Here is a 23,914-nt window from a genome sequence, read left to right as displayed (position 1 = left end):
ACAAGATCTCGGCGCGGCCGGGACAGGGTGCCGGGCGACCGGCGGGCAGGAACGATGATGCAGGTGATGCGACCCGTCGGCAGGCAAGCCGCGGCAAGGAAATACGACCTGCTGTCCGCGATGATGGCGCATGCGCTGGCGGGCGATCCGCAGCGCCAGAGGCTGGTGCTGCGCCTGATGGCGCTGATCACCACCCGCTACAACTGGCAGCGCGACGAGCTGACCATGGGCCAGCGCGAGATCGCGCGACTGTGGTGCGTGGACGAACGCACCGTCAAGCGCGACATGGCGCGGCTGCGCGAAGCGGGCTGGATCGTGGTCAAGCGCCAGGGCGCGCGGGGCCGCGTGTCCGTGCTGGGCCTGGGCCTGGAACGCATCCTGCTGGACACGCGGGCGGACTGGTCCAACATCGGCGAGGATTTCACCGCCCGCATGGGCGAAGAGGCGCAGGAGGCGGGCGACCCGCCGAACGTCGTCCCGTTCCGCCGGCCCGACGGCACATCCGCGGAGGAGGGCGGTCAGGACGGGGTCTGGCCGCTGATCCGCGCGCGGCTGCGCGACGAGGACCCGGCGCTGTTCGACGCGTGGTTCGCGCCGCTGTCATCGGCGGAAGGGCAGGGGGGCGTCCTGCACCTGGTCGCGCCGTCGCGGTTCCACGCTACCTATGTGCGCACGCATCTGCTGGCCCGCCTGCAGATGGCCGCGCGGCGCAGCGACCCGACCCTGGGAGAGGTGCGCGTCACCCCGGGATGATCGGCCCGCCCGCCGGGGCGCTGTCGCAGAACTGTCACACGGATTGCGTATGACCGTCACAAAACTGCTGTAGGCACGCCGGGCAACGATCACCTCCTGAGGAGAAGACGCATGAAGACCTTTGGCCTGACCGCTTCGGCCCTGTCCGTCCTGGCCTTGACCGCCACCGCAGCCGCCGCGCGCGAACAGGTGCAGGTCGCGGGTTCGTCGACCGTGCTGCCCTATTCGACCATCGTGGCCGAGCTGTTCGGCGAGAATACCGACTTTGGCACCCCGGTCATCGAATCGGGCGGATCGTCCACCGGTCTGCGCCGCTTCTGCGAGGGCGTGGGCGAGAACACCATCGACATCGCCAATTCCAGCCGCCAGATCCGCGACAGCGAGGTCGAGGAATGCGCCGCCAACGGCGTGACCGACATCATGGAGGTGCGCATCGGCTATGACGGGATCGTCTTCGCCAGCGCGCAGTCGGGCGCAAGCTTCGCCTTCACCCCCGCCGACTGGTTCAACGCGCTGTCGGCAAAGGTCGTGCGCGACGGCGCGATCGTCGACAACACCGCGGCCAGTTGGGCCGAGGTGAACCCCGAACTGGCCGACCAGGAGATCCTGGCCTTCGTGCCGGGCACCCGTCACGGCACGCGCGAGGTCTTCGACGAGAAGGTGATCGCGCAGGGCTGCGAGGACAGCGGCGCGCTGGAGGTGTTCACCGCCGAGTTGGGCGAGGAAGAGGCCGAGGCCGCCTGCATGACGCTGCGCACCGACGGCAGGTCGGTCGACATCGACGGCGACTATACCGAGACGCTGGCCCGCATCGGGTCGTCCCCGAACGGCATCGGCGTTTTCGGGCTGTCCTTCTACGAGAACAACATGGACACGCTGCAGGTCGCGACCATGTCCGGCGTCACCCCCTCGACCGAGACGATCGCCTCGGGCGAATATCCGGTGTCGCGGCCGCTGTTCATCTATGTGAAGAAGGCGCATATCGGCGTGATCCCGGGCGTCAAGGAATTCGCCGAATTCTTCGTCTCGGACGCGATCGCGGGACCGGACGGCCCGCTGGCCGCCTATGGCCTGGTGTCGGACCCCGAGCTGGCATCGGTCCAGCAGGCCGTGGCCGACGAGACGACCATGCAGTGATGCACCCGTCCGACCGGTGCGCCGCGCCGGTCGGACATTCCCCCTGACCCATCCACCCGAGGTTGCCAGATGCCAATGTCCTGGGCCCTGCTTGCCGCGATCCTGCTGGCCGTGGCCGGATTCCTTCTGGGCCGCAGCCGCGCCCATGCGACCGCCGCACAGGACGTGCGCACCCTGCACAGCCGCCCCGCCTATCACGGCATGAACGCCGCCCTTGCGGTGATGCTGCCCGCGCTGGTGGTGCTGATCCTGGCATCGGGGCTGCGGATGTCCGGGGTGATCCCTGTCGCGTCGGGCCCCGTCGCGGGGCTGCTGGCACTGGCCGCCGCGGTCGCGGGCCTGGGCTGGGCCGTGACGCGGGCCGGCCGCGGGTTTCGTGCGCGCAATTCGGTCGAGCGTATGGTGCTGGGCCTGATGATCTTCTGTTCGATGATCGCCATCGCCACCACCATCGGCATCGTCCTGTCGCTGATCTTCGAGACGATCAGCTTCTTCCGCCAGTACAGCCTGGCCGATTTCTTCTTCAGCACCGTCTGGTCGCCGCGCTTCGAGGGCAATTCGCGCCTTGGCATGCTGCCGCTGCTGTGGGGGACGCTGTACATCAGCTTCATCGCGCTGCTGGTGGCGGTGCCCATCGGCCTGTTGGCGGCGATCTATCTGTCGGAATATGCCAGCCCCCGCCTGCGCAGCATCGCCAAGCCCGCGGTCGAGGTGCTGGCCGGCATCCCGACCATCGTCTATGGCCTGTTCGCGCTGGTGACGGTCGGGCCGATGCTGCGCGACTGGATCGCGCAGCCCCTGGGCCTGGGCAATTCCGGGTCGTCGGTGATGACCGCGGGGCTGGTCATGGGGATCATGCTGATCCCCTTCGTCAGCTCTCTGTCCGATGACATCATCAACGCGGTGCCCCAGAGCCTGCGCGACGGCGCCCTGGGCCTGGGCTCGACCCCGTCCGAGACCGTGCGCAGCGTCGTGCTGCCCGCCGCTCTGCCGGGCATCGTGGGCGCGATCCTGCTGGCCGCCAGCCGCGCCATCGGCGAGACGATGATCGTGGTCCTGGGCGCGGGCGCCGCCGCCACGATCAGCGCCAACCCGTTCGAGGCGATGACCACCATCACGGTCAAGATCGTCAGCCAGCTGACGGGCGACAACGACTTCTCCTCGCCCGAGACGCTGGTGGCCTTTGCCCTGGGGCTGACGCTGTTCGTCATCACCCTGGGCCTGAACGTCATCGCGCTTATCATCGTGCGCAAGTATCGCGAGCAGTACGAATGACCGATCATCCCCGCGCCACCGGCGCCAAGTCGCTCTATGTCCAAGACGCGCGCACCCGGCGCCGCAACGCCGCCGAGAAACGGTTCCGCGCCTATGGGCTGACGGCCATCGTCATCGCCTGCACGATGCTGGCGGTGCTGGTCTTCACCATCGTCCGCGACGGGTCGGGCGCCTTCCGCCAGACCTATCTGTCGATCCCCGTGGCGCTGGACGCGCAGGTGCTGGACCCCAAGGGCAACCGCGACCCGGCCGAGATGGCGGGCGTGCTGACGCTATCCTATGGCCAGGTGCTGGACCGGGCGCTGGATGCGGCGGTGGCGGGTCTGGACCTGCAGATCGAGGGGCTGGAGAGCGGCGACATCGACGGGCTGATCTCGCGCGATGCCTCGGCGCAGCTGCGTGACCGGGTGCTGGCCGATCCCGATCTGGTCGGGCAGACGGTGGACGTGAACGTCCTGGCGAACGGCCGCATCGACGGCTATTTCAAGGGCCGCGTCACGATGGAGACCGCGGCGCGCGACGCCAACACCTCTCCGGCGCAGCTGATGCTGGCGGACGAACTGGTCAAGGCAGGGCTGCTGGTCACGCGGTTCAACGCCGGCTTCCTGACCGCCGCCGACGCCTCCGACCAGCGCCCCGAGGCCGCGGGCGTGGGCGTGGCGATCCTGGGTTCGCTCTACATGATGCTGGTGGTGCTGGTGCTGGCGGTGCCCATCGGGGTCGCGGCCTCGATCTATCTGGAGGAGTTCGCGCCCAGGAGCCGCTGGACCGACCTGATCGAGGTCAACATCGCCAACCTGGCCGCGGTGCCGTCGATCGTGTTCGGAATCCTGGGCCTGGCCGTCTTCATCAACTTTGCGGGGCTGCCCGCATCGGCGCCCATCGTGGGCGGGCTGGTGCTGACGCTGATGACCCTGCCCACCATCATCATCGCCACCCGCGCGGCGTTGAAGGCGGTGCCGCCCTCGATCCGCGACGCGGCCCTGGGCGTCGGCGCCAGCCGCATGCAGACGGTGTTCCACCACGTCCTGCCGCTGGCCGCGCCCGGCATCCTGACCGGCACGATCATCGGCCTGGCCCAGGCCCTGGGAGAGACGGCGCCGCTGCTGCTGATCGGCATGGTGGCCTTCGTGCGCGAGTTTCCCGCCGCCCCGCCCGAGGGTCTGTTCGATCCGGCATCCGCCCTGCCGGTCCAGGTCTACAACTGGACGCAGCGCAGCGATCCGGCCTTTGTCGAGCGCGCCTCGGGCGCCATCATCGTCCTGCTGATCTTCCTTCTGTGCATGAACCTGCTGGCGATCTTCCTGCGCCGCAAGTTCGAGCGCCGCTGGTGATCGGCCCACAGGAGAGCCACCATGTATGACACCATCCGATCGGAGAGCGCCGTGAGCCAGCAGGACATCAAGATTTCCGCACGCGACGTGCAGGTCTTCTATGGCGAGAAGCAGGCGATCAAAGACCTGAACGTCGAGATCCTGGACAAGACCGTCACCGCCTTCATCGGCCCGTCGGGCTGCGGCAAGTCCACCTTCCTGCGCTGCATCAACCGCATGAACGACACGATCGACAGCGCCCGGATCGCGGGCCGGATCACCATCGACGGCGAGGACATCTATGACCGCCGCATCGACCCGGTGCAGCTGCGCGCCAAGGTCGGCATGGTCTTCCAGAAGCCGAACCCGTTCCCCAAGTCGATCTATGACAACGTGGCATACGGCCCGCGCATCCACGGCCTGGCCCGCGGCAAGGCCGAGCTGGACGAGATCGTCGAACGCTCGCTGCGCGGCGCGGCCCTGTGGAACGAGGTCAAGGACCGCCTGTCCGAGCCAGGCACGGGCCTGTCGGGCGGCCAGCAGCAGCGCCTGTGCATCGCTCGCGCGGTGGCCACGTCCCCCGAGGTGCTGCTGATGGACGAGCCCTGCAGCGCGCTGGACCCGATCGCCACCAGCCAGGTCGAGGAGCTGATCGAGCAGCTGCGCACGCAGTTTTCCGTGGTCATCGTGACCCATTCGATGCAGCAGGCCGCCCGCGTCAGCCAGAAGACCGCCTTCTTCCATCTGGGCAACCTGGTCGAATACGGTGATACCGACGACATCTTCACGAAGCCCCGGGACAGCCGGACCGAGGCCTATATCTCGGGCCGGATCGGCTGATCGAAAGGACCTGACATGAACCGCGACAAGCATATCTCCTCGGTCTTCGACCGCGACCTGGAGACGATCCAGGCGATGGTCGTCAAGATGGGCGGCATGGTCGAGGCCGCGATCACCGACGCGTCGACCGCGCTGGACACGCGCGACCAGGAGCTGGCCGACCAGGTCCGCCGCCGCGACAAGGCCATCGACGCGATGGAGAGCCAGATCAACGAGGACGCCGCCCGCCTTATCGCGCTGCGCGCCCCCACCGCGACCGACCTGCGGATGGTGCTGGCGGTGATGAAGATCTCGGCCTCGCTGGAACGGGTGGGCGATTACGCCAAGAACATGGCCAAGCGCACCGAGGTGCTGTCCCAGATGCCCGCCATCGCCGGATCGGGCATGGCGCTGCGCCGGATGAGCCAGGCGGTGAACCGGATGCTGCAGGACGCGCTGGACAGCTATATCCGCCGCGACGCCGACCTGGCCCATGACGTGCGGCAGCGCGACCTGGAGGTGGACCAGATGTACAACGCGCTGTTCCGCGAGTTCCTGACCCACATGATGGAGGACCCGCGCAACATCACCCCCTGCATGCACCTGCATTTCATCGCCAAGAACGTCGAGCGGATGGGCGACCATGCGACGTCCATCGCCGAGCAGGTGGTCTATCTGGTCACGGGCGATCTGCCCGACGAGGCGCGCCCGAAAAGCAGCAGCGTCGTGGCCCCCGCGGCGGAGGTCTGAGGGATGGCGCGCCAGGCCCCCTGCGTGCTGGTCGTCGAGGACGAGGGCGCACAGCGCGAAGTCCTGCATTACAACCTCGAGGCCGAGGGGTTCGACGTGGTCATGGCCGACAACGGCGAGGACGCGCTGCTGCTGGTGGCAGAGGAGCAGCCGGACCTGATCGTGCTGGACTGGATGCTGCCGCGTGTGTCGGGCATCGAGGTCTGCCGCCAGGTCAAGGCCGATCCTGCGACCCGCAACATCCCGATCATCATGCTGTCCGCGCGCAGCGAGGAGGTCGACCGCGTCCGCGGCCTGGAGACGGGCGCCGACGATTACGTGGTCAAACCCTATTCCGTGGTCGAGCTGCTGGCCCGCCTGCGCACCCAGCTGCGCCGCACCCGCCCTGCCACGATGGGCGAGCGGCTGACCTTTGCGGACATCATCCTGGACGCCGCCGAACACCGGGTGTTCCGCGCCGGCCAGACGCTGCATCTGGGCCCGACCGAGTTCCGGCTGCTGTCCACGATGATGGAGAAGCCGGGGCGCGTCTGGACGCGCGAACAGCTGCTGGACCGGGTCTGGGGGCGCGACATCTATGTCGACACGCGCACCATCGACGTGCATGTGGGCCGCCTGCGCAAGGCGCTGATGAAGAACGGCGGCGACGACCCGCTGCGCACCGTGCGCGGCGTGGGCTATGCCCTGGGCTGAGGCCCGGCCCTAGGCCGCCAGCCCCGCATAGATGCCGCCCTGGGACAGCAGGTCGGCATGGCTGCCCATCTCGACCACGCGGCCCCGGTCCATGACCACGATGCGGTCGGCGTTCCGGATCGTGCCCAGCCTGTGGGCGATCACCAGCGTGGTGCGGCCCACCGACAGGGCGTCCAGCGCCGACTGGATCTCGCGTTCGGTCTGGCTGTCCAGGGCGCTGGTCGCCTCGTCCAGGATCAGGATCGGCGGGTTCTTCAGGAAGGCCCGCGCGATGGCCACGCGCTGCTTCTGCCCGCCCGACAGCATCACCCCGCGTTCGCCCACGACCGTGTCCAGGCCCTGCGGCAGGCCTTCGATCATCTGCGCCAGCTGCGCCTTGGCGGCGGCCTGCGCGATCTCCATGTCCGAGGCGTCCAGGCGGCCATAGGCGATGTTCTCGCGCAGCGTGCCGCCGAACAGGAACACGTCCTGGCTGACCAGGCCGATCTGGCGGCGCAGGCTGTGCAGGCGCATCGCGGGCAGGTCCATCCCGTCCACGACGATGCGCCCCTGGCTGGGTTCGTAGAACCGCGGCAGCAGCGCCAGCAGCGTGGTCTTGCCCGCGCCCGAGGGGCCGACGAAGGCCACCGTCTCTCCGGCGCGGATGTCCAGGTCGATCCCCGACAGGATCGGGCGGTCGGGGTCATAGGCAAAGCCCACCCCCTCGAACCGGATGTCGCCGCGCAGGACGGGGGCGTCGATCGCATCGGGGGCGTCGGCGATCTCGGGGTCGGTGGCCAGCAGCTCCTGATAGCGGCGGAATCCGGCGATGCCGCGGGGATAGGTCTCGATCACCGCGGCGATCTTCTCCAGCGGGCGATAGAAGACGCCCACCAGCAGCAGGAAGCCCACGAAGCCGCCGGTGGTCAGCTCGCCCGACAGCACGAAGCCCGCGCCCATGACCATGACGATGACCTGCACCAGCCGCAGGCCCATGTACTGCAGCGCGCTGGACGCCGCCATCACGCGATACGCGTCCAGCTTGGCCTGGCGATAGCGGGCGTTGTCGGCGGCGAAGAGATGGCTTTCATGCGCCTCGTTGCCGAAGGCCTGCACCACGCGGACACCGCCAAGGGTCTCCTCCAGGCGCACGTTGAAATCGCCGACGCGGGAATAGATCGCGCGCCAGGTCGCCGTCATCCGCCCGCCATAGACGATCACCAGGGCCAGCATGGCCGGCACGATCAGCGCCACGATGACCGCCAGCTGCGGGTTGATCCAGAACATCAGCAGGAATGCGCCGACAAAGGTCATAAGCGCGATGAAGGCGTCCTCGGGGCCGTGATGGGCGACCTCTCCGATCTCCTCCAGGTCGCGGGTGACGCGGGCGACCAGCTTGCCGGTGCGCGCACGGTCGTACCAGCGCCAGGACAGCCGCGTCAGGTGGTCGAAGGCGCGGGCCCGCATCGCGGTCTCGATGTTGATGCCCAGCTTGTGCCCCCAATAGATCACCACCGTCAGCAGCCCGGCATTGACCGCATAAAGCGCCAGCAGCCCCCCCGCCGCGGCCAGGGTCAGCGTCCAGTCGCCCTGCGGCAGCAGGTGGTCGATGAAGGCGGTGACGGCCAGCGGAAAGGCCAGCTCCAGCAGACCCGAGACGACCGCGCAGCCGAAATCCAGCCAGAACAGGCCCAGATGCGGACGGTAATAGGAAAAGAACTGTTTCAGCATGCGGCCTCTCAGGCGGGGATGGCGACGGGGCGTCCGTCGGGGCGGGTCAGGACCTGCATCGGCAGGCCATAGATGTCGTGCAGCGTGTCGGGGCGCATCAGGGCGTCCGGGCCGCCCTGCCAGACCAGCCGCCCGGCCTTGAGCGCCACGACATGGTCGCAGAACCGCGCGGCCATGTTGACGTCGTGCAGCACGATGACGGCGCTGCGCCCCTGGTCGTGGCACATCGCGGCGACCAGGGCCAGCACCTCGACCTGGTGGGCGATGTCCAGCGCGCTGATCGGTTCGTCCAGCAGCAGCGTGCCCGCCTGCTGCGCGACCATCATGGCCAGCCAGACGCGCTGGCGTTCGCCGCCCGACAGGGTGTCGACCAGCCGATCGGCAAAGCCCGCGACCCCGCATTCGTCCAGGGCGCGGGCGACGGCGGCATGATCGGCGGGGCCGAAGCGGCCCAGGGCGCCGTGCCAGGGATAGCGGCCAAGGGCCACCAGTTCGCGCACCAGCATGCCATCGGCCGGGGGCGTGGTCTGGGGCAGGAAGGCCATGCGGCGGGCCAGGTCGCGGGCGGGCCAGTCGGCCAGGGCGCGCCCCTCGAACCGGGCGGTGCCGCCTGCCGGGACCTGTCGGGCCAGCGCGCGCAGCAGGGTGGATTTGCCGGACCCGTTATGACCGATCAGCGCGGTCGCCCGGCCCGCGGGCAGGTCCAGCGTGATGTCGTCCAGCAGCCGGCGACCGGGGACGTCGACCGACAGGCCAGACAGGTGAAAGAGCGTCATCGATGCCTCGTCATCAGCCAGATCAGCCAGGGCGCCCCGATCAGCGAGGCGAACAGCCCAAGCGGCAGTTCATAGGGAAAGCCCGCCATGCGCGCGCCGAAATCGGCGGCCAGCATCAGCCCCGCCCCGATCAGCGCCGATCCCGTCAGGTGGTCGGCCGGGCGGGCCAGGCCGATGCGGCGGGAAAGATGCGGGGCCATCAGCCCGACGAAGGACAAAGGGCCCGTGACCATCGTCGCGGCCCCCGTGGCCAGCCCCGCCAGCACGATCAGCGCCAGTCGCGCGGGCGGCAGGCCCAGCCCCAGGCCGCGCGCGACCCCCGCCCCAAGCGGCAGCAGCGCTAGCCAGCGGCGCAGGGCCAGCGCGGCCAGCCAGACGGCCACGGCCAAGCCCGCCAGCGCGACGGCCCCCGCCATCGGCACGGAGGCCGCAGATCCCGACAGCCAGGACAGGATCGCCCAAGCCCGTGCATCGCCCACCGCCATCATCGCCGACAGCACGGCCGAGGCCAGGGCCGACACCGCGATGCCTGCCAGCAGCACGCGTTCCGCCGGCATGTCGCGGCGCGCGGTAAAGGCCACCAGCACCGCCAGGGCCAGCGCGCCCCCCGCCATCGTCCCAAGTGCCAGCGCCAGCGCGCCAGGGGCGGCCAGGCCAAAGACCACCGCCGCATAGCCAAGCGAGGCGCCGCCCGACACGCCCAGCACCTCGGGCGAGGCCAGGGGGTTCGCGGTCAGCCGCTGCAGGATCGCCCCGGCCAGTGCCAGCGCCGCCCCCGACGCCGCCGCCGCCAGCAGGCGGGGCAGGCGCATGGGCAGAAACGCCGCCAGGTTCGCACGGTCCAGCACCGCCCAGCCCCCCGGCACCCGCCCGATCCACAACAGGACCAGCCCCGCCAGGACCAAAGCCACCGCCATCGCCGCCAGCAGCGGCCCCGGACGGGACAGCCGCGGGGCAGGGCGGTCGCCCGACTCCGCGCCGGGCGGGGACGTGCCCCGCAGCCGCGGCAGCAGCCAGATCAGCAGCGGCCCACCGACCAGCCCGGTCAGCGCGCCGGTGGGAAACATCTCGGCCCCCAGGCCCGCCAGGGCCAGCACCAACCCGTCGCAGATCGACAGGATCAGTGCGCCCAGGACCGGCGACCAGGCCAGCAGGCCGGGGATGGTCCGCACCCCCAGGCTGCGCGCCAGGGCAGGCGCCGCCAGCCCGACAAAGCCGATCAGCCCCAGTTCCGCAGACACGGCCGCGGCCAGCACGACCGCGACGGCCACCGCCGCCAGCCGCATCGCGGCGACGTTCAGCCCCAGGCCCTGCGCGCCCTCGGCCCCCAAGGACAGCAGGCGCAGCGGACGGGCCAGCACTGCTGCGGCCAAGCCACCCAAGGCCAGCACCCCGGCCAGCGCGGCGACCCCCGACCAGTCCTGCTGGACCAGCGAGCCGCCGTTCCAGATGACCAGCGACAGCAGGTACTGTCCCTGCGCCAGCGTGACCGCCCCGGCGACCGCACTGGCGGTCAGCCCGACCAGCATGCCCGCGATGACCATCGTCACCGGCTGAAAGCCGCGCCGCGCGCCGATGGCCAGCACCAGCGCCGCCGCCGCGCCCGCGCCCGCCATGGCGACGGGCCAGCGCCCGCCCTCCAGCAGGGTCGGGGACAGGATCGTGGCCAGGACCAGTGCCAGCTGCGCGCCCGCGCTGATGCCAAGCGTCGTGGGATCGGCCACCGGGTTGCGCAGCACCACCTGCAGGATCGCCCCCGACAGGCCCAGCATCGCCCCCGCCAGCAGCGCGATGACCCCGCGCGGCATCAGGCCATAGGCCATGCGGATCTGATCCAGGCTCATCGCCTGCGGATCCCAGGGCAGGGCGGGCAGGGGCAGCGTGCGCGCGGCCATCAGCCACAGCGCAAGGGCGATCAGCGCCGCGCAGGGCGCAAGGGTCCGGGTCCTCATCGCCTCAGGCCTCCAGCGCGCGGGCCAGCAGGTCGCCAAAGCGCAGCGCGGCGGGCACCCCGCCAAAGGCGTTCATCCGCGGCAGGTGGTGCACGCGGCCCTGCGCCACCTGCGGCAGGGCCTGCCACAGCCGGCTGCGGGACAGCGCGCCTTGCGCCTGCGGCGGGATGGGGCCGGCGATGATCAGCCGCGCGTCGGGCATGTCGGCCAGGCGTTCAAGGGGAACCGGGGCCAGGAAGCTGAAGGCCGTCGCCTCGGACCAGGCGTTGCGCAGGCCGATGCGGGTCAGGGTGCTGCCGAAGAGGCTGTCAAAGCCGAAGGCGCGCAGGTGGCGCGCATCGCCGATATCGACCAGCGCCAACGGCCGGTCGGCATGGCGCGCGACCCGCGAGGCCAGCAGGTCCAGATGCGCGTTGGCCCGCGCCCGCGCCCGGCCGCCCGCGGCGGGATCGCCGATCTGCCGCGCCAGCGCGTCCAGCGCGTCCATCGCCTTGGGCAGCGGCGCCGCGCCCGGCTGATAGAAGGGCAGGGACAGGACCGGGGCGATCGCCTCCATCCGCGCCTGATAGCGGGTGTAATAGGGAGAGCTGAGGATCAGCGTGGGGCGGACCAGCTGCAGCAGTTCGAAATTCGGCGCGCCGCGCAGGCCCAGGTCGGTGACCGTGTCGGGGATGGCGGGGACGCCCACATCGGCGCGAAAGCGGATCAGCTCGGCCGCGGCGACCGGCATGTGGCCCAGGGCGGTCGCGGTCTCCAGCATCGCCCAGTCAATCGCGGCCAGGCGCGGGCCCGCCTCTGCGCGCAAAGGCAGGCCCGCCGCCAGCAGGATGCCGGCGGCGGTCAGAAAGGCGCGGCGGTCGGGCCGGGGCGATATGGCCCCGCGCCCTACCACGTGTAGGCGACCTTGGCGGCGACGCTGCGCCCTTCGCCGTAGTAGCAACCGAAGGAGCCGCAATTGGCGAGATAGACCTCGTCGGTGACGTTGTTCAGGTTCACGCTGGCCTCGATGTTGCCGCGGGTATAGGTCGCGGCCAGATCGACCAGGGTTACGCTGTCCAGGTCGAACGTGTTCCCGAAATCGCCCTTGCGTTCGCCGATATGGCGGATGCCGCCCCCGGCGCGCAGCCCGTTCCCGAAATCGCGGTCCAGCCACAGGCTGGCCAGATGGCGCGGCGCGTTGGGCATTTCCAGCCCGTCCTCTGGGCCGCCCTTCTGCTCGGTCTCGTTGAAGGCATAGCTGGCGCGCAGGTCCCATGCGGCGCTCAGCGCGGCGGTGGCCTCCAGTTCCAACCCCTTGGAGCGAACCTCGCCCACCTGGCGGCGGCGCCCCTGGCCAAGGTTGCGCACCAGGTTCTGTTGGGTCAGGTCATAGACGGCGGCGCTGAACAGCCCGTCAAAGCCCGCGGGCTGATACTTGACCCCAACTTCCCACTGCTTGCCCTCGGTCGGGTCCAGCGTCTCTCCGGTGGTGTCGTCGATGCCAATGGTCGGGTCGAACGAGGTCGAATAGCTGGCATAGGGCATCACGCCGTTCGCCAGGACATAGCCCAGGCCAACCCGGCCCGTGGTCGCGCTGTCGGACTGGTCGATGGGGGTGTCGCCGTCAAAGTTCGTGAACATCGTCCCCGTCTGTTCGGTCCAATCCTGACGGATGGCCAGGCTGCCGCGCCAGTTGCCGACGGTGATCTCGTCCTGGGCATAGAGGCCGACCTGCTTCTGGCTGATGTCGGAGATGCTGGTGTACCAGGCCGGCGTCGCAGGCAGCCCGCCATAGACCGGGTCGGAAGCGTCGATGGGCTGGCCGAAGAAGAACTGCGTTGTCGTGTCGGCATCGTACTGCCGGATGTCCAGCCCCAAGAGCAGGTCATGCGTCACGCTGCCGGTGGTGATGCTGTTCGACAAGCGGGTGTCCAGGTTCAGGCCTGTCGTGGATTCGTCCTGGAAGTTCGCGCCGCGCGTGACCGACAGGCCGTCGTCGGTCAGGCCGCTGACATAATGTCCGGTATAGGTCCAGTCGAACCGTTCGGCTCGAAAGCCCTGCGAAAGGGTCCAGCCGTTGTCCATCTGGTGGCTGATCTCGATGCCCAGGTTCGCCATATCGCGGTCGCTGTCGTCGAAGCCCGGTTCTCCGAAATAGGTGTCGCGCAGGGCCTTGCCGTCGCCGGTCTGCGTCAGCGCAAAGGGTACGCCGGGGGGCGAGATGGGCGCGTCCTTGGTATAGGACGCGATCACGTCCACGGTCGTCGCGTCGTCGGGCGCATAGCGCAGCGCCGCGCCCAGATAGCCGCGTTCGTTGGTCAGTTCGCGAATCTGCGTCTTGCTGTCGCGCAGGATGCCGGTCAGGCGCCAGGACAGGGTCGGGCTTGCCACGCGGTTCAGGTCGAAGAAGGTCTGCGCGCTGTCATTGCTGTCATAGCCCAGACCGGCTTCCGAAAAATCGAAATCCTGTGCGCGCTTCTGAACCTGGTTGATGATCCCGGCGGGCGACCCGGCCCCGTAAAGGGACGAATTCGGGCCCTTGAGAACCTCGACCTGCTGCAGGCCATAGACCTCGAAGGCAGGCGATCCGAAATCGCGCAACTGGCGCAGGCCGTTCACGTATTGCGAACCGCGCGCCTCGAAACCGCGCACGGTGGGGCTGTCGAAACGGGGGTCCGCGCCGAAGGGCTGGCCCACGACGCCCGCGGTGTAGTTCAGCGCCTGGCCCAGGGTCTGCGCGCCCTGATCCTCGATCTGCTGGCTGGTCACGACCGAGATCGACTGCTGCGTCTCGGCCACGGGGGTGTTCGATTTCGTGGCGACCTGGGCCTGTCCGCCGACATAGCCGTCCGCCTGGACGGACGCGTCCGAGGACGCTGTCAGCACGATCTCGTCCAGCAGGATCGGCTCCGCGGCCTGCTGGGACCAAGCCACGCCGGACGACAGGGCAAGAAGGCTGGCACCGGCCAGAAGGAAGATACGGGGCTCTACGGACATGATGGCCTGCTGGATTGACACGTTTGGGCGTATCTGATCTTTTCTGTCAGATTCGTCAATCTGCCAATCCGGCTGTCGAATTCATATTTCCGACTTTTTGACTTTCCAGCCACGGACCCTGCCCATGTCGCATCTGCGCAGTCATCACGGAACCGGCCTGATCCCCCGTGCCAGCGGGGCCGCGGTCGCGGCGCTGAAGGCGCGGGCCGCGATGTGGGAGGCGCCGCTGGTCGAGGACGAGGCGGGTCTCAGCCTGCTGATCTGGGGGTCCGAGCTGCGCCTGACGCGCCAGGCCGACGCGCTGCGCATCGACCTTCTGGCGCCCGAGGACCGGCTGGTCGGCATCCTGCGCGACAGCGCGACCGAGATCCTGGCCGAGGCGGGGGTCGAGGTCGCGTGGGACGATGTCGATGCGGGCGCGCTGGCACCGGGGCTTGCGCTGCTGCGGGTAGCGGGGGTGTCGCGCCCCGTGCCGGGGTTCCTGCGCGTGCGGCTGGCGGGACCGCAGGCCGGGCAGTTCGCGCAGGGCGGTTATCACTTTCGCCTGCTGCTGCCGCCGGCGGGGCGGGCGGCCATCTGGCCGCGCGTGGCTGCCAGCGGACGCACCGTCTGGCCCGACGGGGCGGACTCGCTGCACCGGCCGGTCTATACCGTGGTGGATCACGGGCCGGGCTGGCTGGATTTCGACATCTTCTGTCATCCGGGCAGCCCGACCTGTGACTGGGCGCAGGGCGCGCCCCTGGGCCAGCAGGTCGGCGCCATCGGCCCCGGGGGCGGCAGCTGTCCCGACACCGATCGGCTGTGGCTGTTCGGCGACCAGACCGCGATGCCCGCCATCACCCGCATGCTGGCCGAGACGCGCGGCACGGCCCGCGCGGTCCTGTGCTGTGACGCGGCCGACCTGGGCGCGCTGGCGGATGATTTGCGGGTCACGCGCTGCGACGACCTGATGGCCGCGCTTGAGGCGATGCCGGACCCCGCGGGCGGGCATGTCTGGTTCGCGGCCGACGCGGCGCGCGCCCGCGCCGCGCGCAGCCACCTCCTGGCCCGCGGCCTGACCAAGACCCAGTTCACCGCCGCCGCCTATTGGTCGCGCGCAGAAGCCTGAAAAAGAACGCAGGTCTGCCCGGACGGGCGCGGCGCGGAACGCTGTCGCGTCGTCCGGCGCGACCCGCGACCGGGCGTTTCGCAGGTCGCGCACCGGACGGAACGGCGGCCTGCATCGGTGCCCCGCGGGCGGGGTCGCGGCCCCTTGCCCGGTGCCCCGCCGCGGCCTAGCTGGCAGGGACAGCGAAGGGGTGCGCCGATGTCGATCGAAATTGCAGGACTGACCAAGCGGTTCGACCGGACCGATGTCCTGCGCGGCATCGATCTGTCGGTCGAACCCGGAGAGCTTCTGGCGCTGCTGGGCCCGTCCGGATCGGGCAAGACCACGCTTCTGAAGATCATCGCCGGGCTGGAATGGCCCGATGCTGGGCGGTTACGGGTGGAGGGGCAGGACTGGCTGGCGCTGGCCGCGCGCGAGCGGCGCATCGGCTTCGTCTTTCAGCATTACGCCCTGTTCCCGCATATGACGGTGCGCGACAATATCGGCTTCGGCCTGTCCGTCCTGCCGCGCGGTCAGCGGCCCACCCGCGCCCAGATCGCCGCCCGCGCGGACGAGCTGATGGCGTTCCTGCAGATCGACCACCTGGCCGACCGCTTTCCGGGGCAGCTGTCGGGCGGTCAGCGTCAGCGGGTGGCGCTTGGCCGCGCGCTGGCGATCAAGCCGCGGGTGCTGCTGCTGGACGAGCCCTTCGGCGCGCTGGACGCCGCCATCCGCCGCGACCTGCGCCGCTGGCTGCGCGGTGTGCATGAGGCGACCGGATCGACCACGATCTTCGTGACCCACGACCAGGAGGAGGCCTTCGAGCTGGCCGACCGCGTGGTGGTCATGGGCGAGGGCCGGATCGAGCAGATCGGCCATGCCGACGCCATCCACGACGCGCCCGCCACCCCCTTCGTCGCGCGCTTCATGGGGGCGACGGTGCAGCTGCCCGTCACCGTCATGGGGGGCCGCGCGCAGGGGCCGGGTCTGGACCTGTCGGCGCTGCCGCAGGTGGCGCTGCGCGACGGCCCGGCGCAGCTGTTTGCGCGCCCCGCCGATCTGCGCGTCGCGCCGGACGCCGACGGGCCGTGGCGCGTCCAGACCCTGGCCAGCACCGGCGCCGAGCTGCGCCTGACCGTCGCCCATCCGGGCGGCGCCGAGGCCGAGATCCAGATGCCCCGCCGCGGCGCCCCGACGCTGAGCCGCGGCGCCCCCGTCACGCTGGCCGTCCAGGCCGCCACGATCTTTGCCGATGCCCCGATTGAGAAGGAAACCGCCCGATGAGACTGCCCTTGATCGCCACCGCCCTGGCCCTGACCCTGTCCGGCCCCGCCCTTGCGCAGGACAAGCTGCTGAACGTCAGCTATGACATCGCGCGCGAACTGTTCGAGGCGCTGAACCCCGTCTTTGCCGAGAAGTGGCAGGCCGATACCGGGCGCAGCCTGACCATCGACATGTCGCATGGCGGATCGTCGCGCCAGGCCCGCGCCATCCTGGAGGGGCTGCCGGCCGATGTCGTGACCTTCAACCAAGAGACCGACGTGGACGTGCTGGCCGACGGCGGCCTCTTGCCCGAGGACTGGCGCGACGCGCTGCCGAACGGGGCGTCGCCCTATTACTCGCTGCCCGCCTTCCTGGTGCGCGAGGGCAACCCCAAGGGGATCGAGGATTGGGACGACCTGGCCCGCGATGACGTGGCCCCGGTCTTCCCCAACCCCAAGACCAGCGGCAATGCGCGCTATACCTATCTGGCGGCCTATGCCTATGCGCTGGCCCAGAACGGCGGCGACCAGGCGGCGGCGCAGGAATTCGTGCGCGCCGTCTTTGACAACGTGCCGGTCTTTGACACGGGCGGGCGCGCGGCCACCCAGACCTTCGCCGAACGGGGCATCGGCGACGTGCTGGTGACCTTCGAGGCCGAGACCGGCCAGATCGCCAAGCAGTACGAGGCGCAGGGGTTCGAACGCGTGACGCCCTCGATGAGCCTCTTCGCGGCCTTCCCCGTGGCCGTGGTCGCCGAGAATGCCGAGGACAACGGCACGACCGAGCTGGCCACCGCCTATCTGGACTGGCTCTACACCCCCGAGGCGCAGCGCATCCTGGCCCAGAACTACTATCGCGTCACTGATGAGACCGTCGCCGCGGAAGTCGCCGACACCCAGGCCCCGGTGGAACTGGTCACCGTGGACGACGTTTTCGGCGGATGGGACCGCGTGCGCGAGGAGCACCTGGCCGACGGAGCGATCTTGGACCAGGTCTTCGTGAACCGATGACCACGGCCACGGCCATGGCCCCGATCCGCGCCAAGCGCGTCCTGCCCGGCTTCACGCTCAGCTTGGGCACGACGCTGTTGTACCTGGTGCTGATCGTCCTGATACCCATCGCGGCGCTGATCCTGAAGGGCGCGCAGATCGGGCCCGCGGGTTTCTGGGCCATCGTCAGCAGCGACCGGGCGCTGGCCGCGTTCCGCGTCACGCTGACGGCGGCGGCCATCGCCACGGCCTTCAACGCGGTCTATGGCCTGCTGATGGCCTGGGTTCTGGTGCGCCACGATTTCCCGGGCAAGCGCATCCTGGACGCGCTGATGGACGTGCCCTTTGCGCTGCCCACCGCGGTGGCAGGGCTGTCGCTGACGGCGCTGTTCTCGGCCAACGGCTGGTTCGGGCAGGTGCTGCACCCCTTGGGCGTGCCGGTGGTCTACACGGTGCTGGGCATCGCGCTGGCCATGGCCTTCACCTCGATCCCCTTCGTGGTGCGTACGGTCCAGCCGGTGCTGGAGGATCTGGACCCCGCGCTGGAACAGGCGGCCGAGACCCTTGGCGCGACGCCGTGGCAATCCTTCGCCCGCGTGGTCTTTCCCGCCATCCTGCCCGCCTGGCTGGCCGGCTGCACGACCGCGTTTGCCCGGTCCCTGGGCGAGTTCGGCGCGATCGTCTTCATCGCCGGCAACCTGCCCGGACAGACCGAGATCGCGGCGCTCCTGGCCTTCATCCGGCTGGAGGAGTTCGACTATAACGGCGCGGCGGCCATCGCGCTGGTCCTCTTGGGCTTTGCGCTGCTGCTGCTGGTCCTGTCGAACATCCTGCAATCCTGGGCCGCCCGCCACCGCGAGGCCACCCGATGACGCCGCGTCGCCCCGCCCGGTCGGGCCGCCTGCTGGTGGCAACGGCCGTGGTGCTGACTCTGCTGATCGTGGTGGCGCCGCTGGTCTTCATCTTTGCCCGCGCCTTTTCCGAAGGCTGGCGGGTCTATGCCGACACCATCCTGCATCCCGATACGCTGCACGCCATCTGGCTGACCAGCCTGGTCGCGCTGATCGTGGTGCCGATCAACATCGCCTTCGGCATCGCCGCCGCATGGGCGGTGGCCAAGCACCGCTTCTGGGGGCGCGGCATCCTGGTCACCATGATCGAGATCCCGTTCTCTATCTCTCCGATCATCGCGGGGATCTGCTATCTGCTGCTCTATGGCCGCCAGGGGCTGCTGGGGCCGTGGCTGCGCGAGGTCGACCTGCAGGTCATGTTCGCGCTGCCGGGCATCGTGCTGGTGACGCTGTTCGTGACCGCACCCTTTGTCGCGCGCGAGGTGCTGCCCCTGATGCAGGCGCAGGGGACCGATCAGGAACAGGCGGCGGTGACGCTTGGCGCGTCGGGCTGGCAGGTGTTCCGCCGCGTGACCCTGCCCAACATCAGGTGGGCGCTGCTGTACGGTGCGGTCCTGTGCACGGCGCGCGCGGTGGGCGAATTCGGGGGCGTGTCCGTGGTGTCGGGCAACATTCGCGGCCAGACCAACACGCTGCCCCTACATATCGAGCTGCTGTTCAACGACCTGAACGCGGTGGGCGCCTTTGCGGCGGCCTCGACCCTGACCCTGCTGGCGCTGGTCGCGCTGGTCCTAAAGGCGGTGCTGGAGGGGCGGCGCGGCTGAGGGCCCCGCTTGCCCCCGCGGGGCGCCGGGCATAGCGTGGGGTCCAACGCATCAGCCGAGGACATCATGACCCATCACGGCCAGGAACTGAGATCGACGATCACGCCCGACGGAACGCTGCGGGTGCATCTGGAGCCCGTCACCCATCCCGACCCCGGTCCCGGCCAGCTGCTGGTGCGGATCGAGGCGGCGCCGATCAACCCGTCGGACCTGGGGCTGCTGTTCGGGCCCGCCGACATGGACAGCCTCGCCGCAGGGGGCACCCCCGACGCCCCGGTCCTGACCGCCACGGTTCCCCCCGCCGCGATGCCCGCGATGAAGGCCCGCATCGGCCAGTCGCTGCCCGTGGGCAACGAAGGCGCGGGCACCGTCATCGCCGCCGGCCCCGACCTGTCCCATCTGGTGGGCAAGCGCGTGGCGATGATCGGGGGGGCGATGTATGCGGACCTGCGCCTGATCGGGCTGGAGGCCTGCATCGTGCTGCCCGACGGCGCGACCGCGGAACAGGGCGCGTCGCTGTTCGTGAACCCGCTGACCGCGCTCGGCTTTGTCGAGACGATGCGGGCCGAGGGGCACAGCGCCATCGTCCATGCCCCGGCCGCGTCGAACCTGGGCCAGATGCTGGTGCGCATCTGCAAGGATGACGGGATCGGGCTGGTCAACATCGTGCGCAGCCAGGACCAGGTCCGGCTGCTGCGCGATCTGGGCGCGGTCCATGTCGTCGACAGCAGCAGCGACAGCTTTCGTGCCGATCTGGAACAGGCGATCGAGGTCACCGGCGCGACGCTGGCCTTCGATGCCATCGGCGGCGGAGAGATGACAAGCACCATCCTGAACGCGATGGAGGCGGTGGCCGCGCGCAAGATGGACAGCTATGACCGGTACGGGTCGGACGTGATGAAGCAGGTCTATGTCTATGGCGCGCTGGACACGGGGCCGACGGTGCTGCGCCGCGGATTCGGGTTCAGCTGGCGCATCGGCGGCTGGCTGCTGTTCCACATGCTGCGCCGCACCGACACGGCGATCACCCAGAGGATGCGCGAACGGGTCGCGGCGGAAATGACCACGACCTTTGCCAGCCATTATTCCGAACGCCTGACCCTGCGCGAGGCGCTGTCGCCGGATGCGGCCCGCGCCTATGTCCGCAAGGCCACGGGGGCCAAGTACCTGATCACCGGCCCGCGCCCCTAGGCGCAGGTCGAGGTCGCGATCACCGGGAACAGCGTCACCAGGGTCGAGACGAACCCGATCCAGGCCCCCATGGTGATCAGCTGCCGCGGGCGCCCCCGGCCCGCGGGCATGACCCGGATCAGCACCAGGTGCAGGATCAACCCCGTGCCCCATGCCAGCCACATCGCCATGTGGTGCCAGTCGGCGATGGGGGCGGGGCGGTCGGTCCAGCCCAGGTTGCAGCCCGCGCCGTGCAGCGCATAGACCAGCAGGAACATCGCTGCCCACAGGATCGGCCCGGCCAGGGCGCGCCACAGCCAGTTCATGACAGCACCTCCTGCGCGGCGACCAGGGTCAGCGACACGGCCGAGGTGCCCAGCCAGAAGGACTGGAACAGCTGCCAGATCGGGGCGGCGCCTCGGCGCGCCCAGCTGGTGCGGCCACCGCGGGCATCGGCCAGGCTGCGCAGGGCCAGCATCGCCGTGACGACGCCGTGGAACACCGCAAAGCCCAGGATCACCGCGCGCAACGCGTCGCGTGCGTGCCGGCGCGGGTCATCCAGCCCCAGGGCCAGCCCCGCCAACGCCACCAGCGCGACCAGGCAGGCGGCCAGTCCGATCCCGGCCCATGTGGTGCCCGCCGCCCGGTCGCGCAGCGCCTCGGCCCGGTGGGCGGCGATCAGGCCGACCGCCATCGCCGCCAGGGCCAGTGCCGCCATGACCGCCATCGGCAGGGTCGACAGGCCGCTGGCCGGGGCCGGCCATGCGGGGGCCACGACCGACAGAAAGCCCACCCCGAACAGCAGCGATGCGTACAGCGTCCCGTCCGCCAGAAGCAGCGCCACCGTTCCCGTGCGGGCCAGTGTGTTGCGGGTCTGCCAATGCAGCGGCAGGGTCAGGCCCGGTGCCACCCGAACGTCGGGGTGATCGGTCGTCGATCCCATGATGTCGCCCCATTTCCATGCCGCGATCAGGGTCAGCACGATGCCCACGGGCGCCAGCCAGTAGAGCCCGGCCAGCACCGCCCCGAAGAAGCTGCCGATGGCGGCAGAGGTGAACAACGGCAGCATGGTGCTTTTGGCCAGGACGGCGACGTGGTCGGGCCGACCGCTGCCGGCGTCCAGGGCCAGTGTCTCTCGCAGGTCACGCGGCGCGCCGGGCAGCAACCCCTCGCCCCGCGCCAGGGGCAGCAGGGCCGAGGAATCGGGCTGGCGCGGGCCGGGCAGCGAGGCGAAGTTGTAGGACGGGGCGGGCACGGGCATCGCCCAGTCCAGCGTGGGCGCGCCCCAGGGGTTGCGCCAGCTGCGCCGCCCGAACAGCCACTGCATCACCACGTCGAAGGCGAACAGCGCAAAGCCCGCCGACATGATCATGCCGAAGATCGACGAGATCAGGTTCAGCCATTCCCATTCCGGGTTGTTGGGATAGACCGCGACGCGGCGCGGCATGCCCAGAAGGCCGGTCAGGTGCATCAGGAAGAACGTACCGTGAAATCCGATGAGGATCAGCCAGAACGCCGATTCCCCCAGGCCCCGCACCCGCCAGCGCCCGCAGATCAGCGGCATCCAGTAGCTGACCGCGGCCAGCATCGGAAAGACGAAGCCGCCGACCAGCACGTAATGAAGGTGCGCGGTGACGAAGGCGGTGTCATGCGCCTGCCAGTTGAACGGCACCATGGCCAGCATCACGCCGGTCAGCCCGCCCAGCACGAAGGTCAAGAAGAACCCCATGACATACAGCATGGGCAGGCGGAAGCTGACCTTGCCGTCCCACAGCGTGCCGATCCAGGCAAAGACCTGGATTGCCGTGGGGACCGCCACCAGAGCCGATGCCGCGCTGAAGAAGGCCAGCGCCATGTGCGGAATGCCCACCGTGAACATGTGGTGGACCCACAGGCCAAAAGAGAGGAACACCAGCCCCGCGATGGCGGCGACGATCGCGCCGTATCCCAGGATCGTGGTGCGCGACATGATCGGGATGATCGTGGACAGCGCGCCCGCGGCGGGCAGGAAGATGATATAGACCTCGGGGTGGCCGAACAGCCAGAACAGGTGCTGCCACAGCAGCGGGTCGCCACCCCGCGCGATGTCGAAGAACGGCCAGTCGAAGGCGCGCTGCACCTCCAGCAGGATCGACCCCAGGATCAGCGGCGGAAAGCCCACCAGCATCATCACAGCCGTGCCCAGCAGGTACCAGCCCATCAGCGGCATCCGGGTCAGCGGCATATGCGCGGCGCGGCAGCGCAGGATGGTCACGGTGATCTCGACCGCGGCGGCCATGGCGCTGATCTCGACGAAGGTCACGCCCAACAGCCAGACATCGGCGTTGATGCCCGGGGTGTGGGTGCTGTCGGCCAGTGGCACGTACATGAACCACCCGCCATCGGGGGCCACGCCCGCCACCAGCGACAGCACGATCACCGTGCCCCCGAACAGATAGCACCAGTAGCCCAGGGCCGACAGCCGGGGGAACGCCATGTCCCGTGCGCCCAGGATCTTTGGCAGCAGCCACAGGGCCAGCCCCTCCAGCATGGGGATGGCGAACAGGAACATCATGATGCTGCCGTGCATCGTGAAGATCTGGTTGTACAACTCGACATCCAGGAAGGCGCCGTCGCGGGTCGCCAGCTGTGCGCGGATCAGCATCGCCAGAACGCCGCCGATGGCGAAGAACACGAAGGACGTCGCCATGAAACGCAGGCCGATCGTGCCGTGGTTGACCGAGGTGAAGAACCCCCGCCATCCCGGCTCGTCCGACCAGGTGCGGTCCAGCTGACGGTGCAGGGCCAGCGCGCGCTGTGGCGCGTTGGGGGCCACGTCGCTGGCGGGGTCGAACATCGGGTCCATCGGGGCGATGGTCCGGCCGCCCTGCGGCTGCGGATCGGTCATGGGCGGGTCTCCGGGATCAGGGCGCCCGACATGTCGGGCATCGGGCCGTTCGGGTCATAGGCCACGACGGTGAAACGCATGAAGCTGTGCCCGGTGCCGCAGAATTCGGCGCACAGGCCCTCGTAGGTGCCGGGCTGGTCGGCGCGCAGGCGGTGGATGTTCTGGTGGCCGGGGATGGCGTCCATCTTGCCGCCCAGTTGCGGCACCCAGAAGCTGTGGATGACGTCCTGGGCGGTGATGACCACGTCGAAATCCTGTCCCGCCGGCACATACAGCGTATCGCGGGTCTGCACGATGGCGCCGTCGGGACCGGGCTGGTCGAACCGCCATTCCCATTGCGCGGCATGGGCCTGGACGCGGGGGACGTCGTCGGCGCGCGCCAGCATCCCCTCTCCCAGCCACAACGAAAACCCCAGGAGGACGACCAGCACCGACATCGAGAACCCGAGGCCCCAGCCCCAGATCCACGTCCGTTCCGACCGCCGCGCGCCGTTGTTGCGCACCGCCAGGACCAGCAGCCCGAAGACCAGGACGCAGATCAGCGCCGAGCCCGCCAGCATGATCCACCACAACAGCGCGATGTCGCGCGCCGCGGGGCCCGCCGGGCTCAGCGTGCTGTGCCCGCCGCCGCATGCGGCCAGCAGCGGAACCACGGCCCCCGCCAATGCCTTGTGCCAGAAGCCCCTGAC

Annotated in this window: 21 protein-coding genes; 13 read left to right on the top strand and 8 right to left on the bottom strand. The window is 69.8% G+C overall.

All coding sequences use genetic code 11. The features are described 5' to 3' along the window. Positions 1-54: 54 nt before the first annotated feature. The 7 genes from FHD67_RS05560 (at position 55) to phoB (ending at position 6,740) form a co-directional block, all read left to right on the top strand. Positions 55-753: a DnaA N-terminal domain-containing protein gene (locus FHD67_RS05560; protein WP_342775269.1), complete on the top strand. Its 699-nt coding sequence runs from the start codon at positions 55-57 to the stop codon at positions 751-753. A gap of 111 nt (positions 754-864) precedes the next feature. Further along, positions 865-1,890: a substrate-binding domain-containing protein gene (locus FHD67_RS05555; protein WP_139598103.1), complete on the top strand. Its 1,026-nt coding sequence runs from the start codon at positions 865-867 to the stop codon at positions 1,888-1,890. Positions 1,891-1,959: 69 nt separating this feature from the next. Further along, on the top strand, positions 1,960-3,165 hold the full coding sequence (gene pstC, locus FHD67_RS05550) for a phosphate ABC transporter permease subunit PstC (RefSeq protein WP_139598102.1): 1,206 nt from the start codon (positions 1,960-1,962) through the stop codon (positions 3,163-3,165). Then, positions 3,162-4,499 carry a phosphate ABC transporter permease PstA gene (pstA, locus tag FHD67_RS05545; RefSeq protein ID WP_139598101.1) on the top strand — a complete coding sequence of 446 codons (1,338 nt, stop codon included), beginning with the start codon at positions 3,162-3,164 and terminating at the stop codon, positions 4,497-4,499. Before pstC ends, pstA begins: the two co-directional genes overlap by 4 nt. Before the next feature lie 21 nt (positions 4,500-4,520). Continuing rightward, positions 4,521-5,318, top strand: a complete 798-nt coding sequence (gene pstB / locus FHD67_RS05540; protein ID WP_045982988.1) for a phosphate ABC transporter ATP-binding protein PstB — start codon at positions 4,521-4,523, stop codon at positions 5,316-5,318. A gap of 15 nt (positions 5,319-5,333) precedes the next feature. After that, entirely contained in the window at positions 5,334-6,047 is a 714-nt protein-coding gene (gene phoU, locus FHD67_RS05535) for a phosphate signaling complex protein PhoU (protein WP_139598100.1), read from the top strand. A 3-nt stretch (positions 6,048-6,050) separates the two neighbouring features. After that, entirely contained in the window at positions 6,051-6,740 is a 690-nt protein-coding gene (phoB, locus tag FHD67_RS05530; protein ID WP_045982986.1) for a phosphate regulon transcriptional regulator PhoB, read from the top strand. 9 nt (positions 6,741-6,749) lie between these two features. Here phoB and FHD67_RS05525 read toward each other — a convergent pair whose 3' ends face one another. The 5 genes from FHD67_RS05525 to FHD67_RS05505 are packed head-to-tail and all read right to left on the bottom strand — an operon-like array spanning position 6,750 to position 14,154. Further along, positions 6,750-8,450, bottom strand: coding sequence for an ABC transporter ATP-binding protein (locus FHD67_RS05525; RefSeq protein ID WP_139598099.1), 1,701 nt, complete (start codon positions 8,448-8,450; stop codon positions 6,750-6,752). Between the two features lie 8 nt (positions 8,451-8,458). Beyond that, on the bottom strand, positions 8,459-9,226 hold the full coding sequence (locus FHD67_RS05520; RefSeq protein ID WP_127899549.1) for an ABC transporter ATP-binding protein: 768 nt from the start codon (positions 9,224-9,226) through the stop codon (positions 8,459-8,461). Next, on the bottom strand, positions 9,223-11,178 hold the full coding sequence (gene fhuB / locus FHD67_RS05515; protein ID WP_139598098.1) for a Fe(3+)-hydroxamate ABC transporter permease FhuB: 1,956 nt from the start codon (positions 11,176-11,178) through the stop codon (positions 9,223-9,225). The genes FHD67_RS05520 and fhuB overlap by 4 nt, the downstream gene beginning before the upstream one ends. Positions 11,179-11,182: 4 nt before the next feature. After that, the gene (locus tag FHD67_RS05510) at positions 11,183-12,070 is read right to left on the bottom strand and encodes an ABC transporter substrate-binding protein (protein WP_045999721.1); all 888 of its coding nucleotides are present in this window, start codon (positions 12,068-12,070) and stop codon (positions 11,183-11,185) included. Beyond that, entirely contained in the window at positions 12,064-14,154 is a 2,091-nt protein-coding gene (locus FHD67_RS05505) for a TonB-dependent siderophore receptor (protein WP_139598097.1), read from the bottom strand. The genes FHD67_RS05510 and FHD67_RS05505 overlap by 7 nt, the downstream gene beginning before the upstream one ends. Positions 14,155-14,278: 124 nt before the next feature. Between FHD67_RS05505 and FHD67_RS05500 the strand changes: the two genes are divergently transcribed. The 6 genes from FHD67_RS05500 (at position 14,279) to FHD67_RS05475 (ending at position 20,359) form a co-directional block, all read left to right on the top strand. Further along, on the top strand, positions 14,279-15,262 hold the full coding sequence (locus tag FHD67_RS05500) for a siderophore-interacting protein (RefSeq protein ID WP_139598096.1): 984 nt from the start codon (positions 14,279-14,281) through the stop codon (positions 15,260-15,262). Positions 15,263-15,460: 198 nt separating this feature from the next. After that, positions 15,461-16,525, top strand: a complete 1,065-nt coding sequence (locus tag FHD67_RS05495; RefSeq protein ID WP_139598095.1) for a sulfate/molybdate ABC transporter ATP-binding protein — start codon at positions 15,461-15,463, stop codon at positions 16,523-16,525. Beyond that, complete coding sequence (locus FHD67_RS05490; protein WP_139598094.1) at positions 16,522-17,514, top strand: sulfate ABC transporter substrate-binding protein; 993 nt, start codon at positions 16,522-16,524, stop codon at positions 17,512-17,514. Before FHD67_RS05495 ends, FHD67_RS05490 begins: the two co-directional genes overlap by 4 nt. Then, complete coding sequence (gene cysT / locus FHD67_RS05485) at positions 17,511-18,365, top strand: sulfate ABC transporter permease subunit CysT (protein ID WP_139598093.1); 855 nt, start codon at positions 17,511-17,513, stop codon at positions 18,363-18,365. Before FHD67_RS05490 ends, cysT begins: the two co-directional genes overlap by 4 nt. After that, a complete protein-coding gene (gene cysW, locus FHD67_RS05480) occupies positions 18,362-19,168 on the top strand; it encodes a sulfate ABC transporter permease subunit CysW (protein ID WP_045999726.1) in 807 nt (268 codons plus the stop codon). The genes cysT and cysW overlap by 4 nt, the downstream gene beginning before the upstream one ends. A 66-nt stretch (positions 19,169-19,234) precedes the next feature. Next, complete coding sequence (locus FHD67_RS05475; RefSeq protein ID WP_139598092.1) at positions 19,235-20,359, top strand: zinc-binding dehydrogenase; 1,125 nt, start codon at positions 19,235-19,237, stop codon at positions 20,357-20,359. Here the strand turns inward: FHD67_RS05475 and FHD67_RS05470 are convergent. From FHD67_RS05470 to coxB, 3 genes are read right to left on the bottom strand one after another with little or no spacing between them, the layout of a single operon-like run. Beyond that, on the bottom strand, positions 20,356-20,664 hold the full coding sequence (locus FHD67_RS05470; protein WP_139598091.1) for a hypothetical protein: 309 nt from the start codon (positions 20,662-20,664) through the stop codon (positions 20,356-20,358). The genes FHD67_RS05475 and FHD67_RS05470 overlap by 4 nt on opposite strands. Then, positions 20,661-23,225, bottom strand: a complete 2,565-nt coding sequence (locus FHD67_RS05465) for a cytochrome c oxidase subunit I (protein ID WP_246071238.1) — start codon at positions 23,223-23,225, stop codon at positions 20,661-20,663. Before FHD67_RS05465 ends, FHD67_RS05470 begins: the two co-directional genes overlap by 4 nt. Further along, complete coding sequence (coxB, locus tag FHD67_RS05460) at positions 23,222-23,878, bottom strand: cytochrome c oxidase subunit II (RefSeq protein ID WP_232303274.1); 657 nt, start codon at positions 23,876-23,878, stop codon at positions 23,222-23,224. Before coxB ends, FHD67_RS05465 begins: the two co-directional genes overlap by 4 nt. Between the last annotated feature and the right edge of the window lie 36 nt (positions 23,879-23,914).

Origin of the sequence: Paracoccus haeundaensis, from assembly GCF_006239215.1 — a bacterium.
Lineage (GTDB): Bacteria > Pseudomonadota > Alphaproteobacteria > Rhodobacterales > Rhodobacteraceae > Paracoccus > Paracoccus marcusii.
Note: the sequence above shows the minus strand (reverse complement) of the source record. Positions and strands in the feature narration are given on the sequence as shown.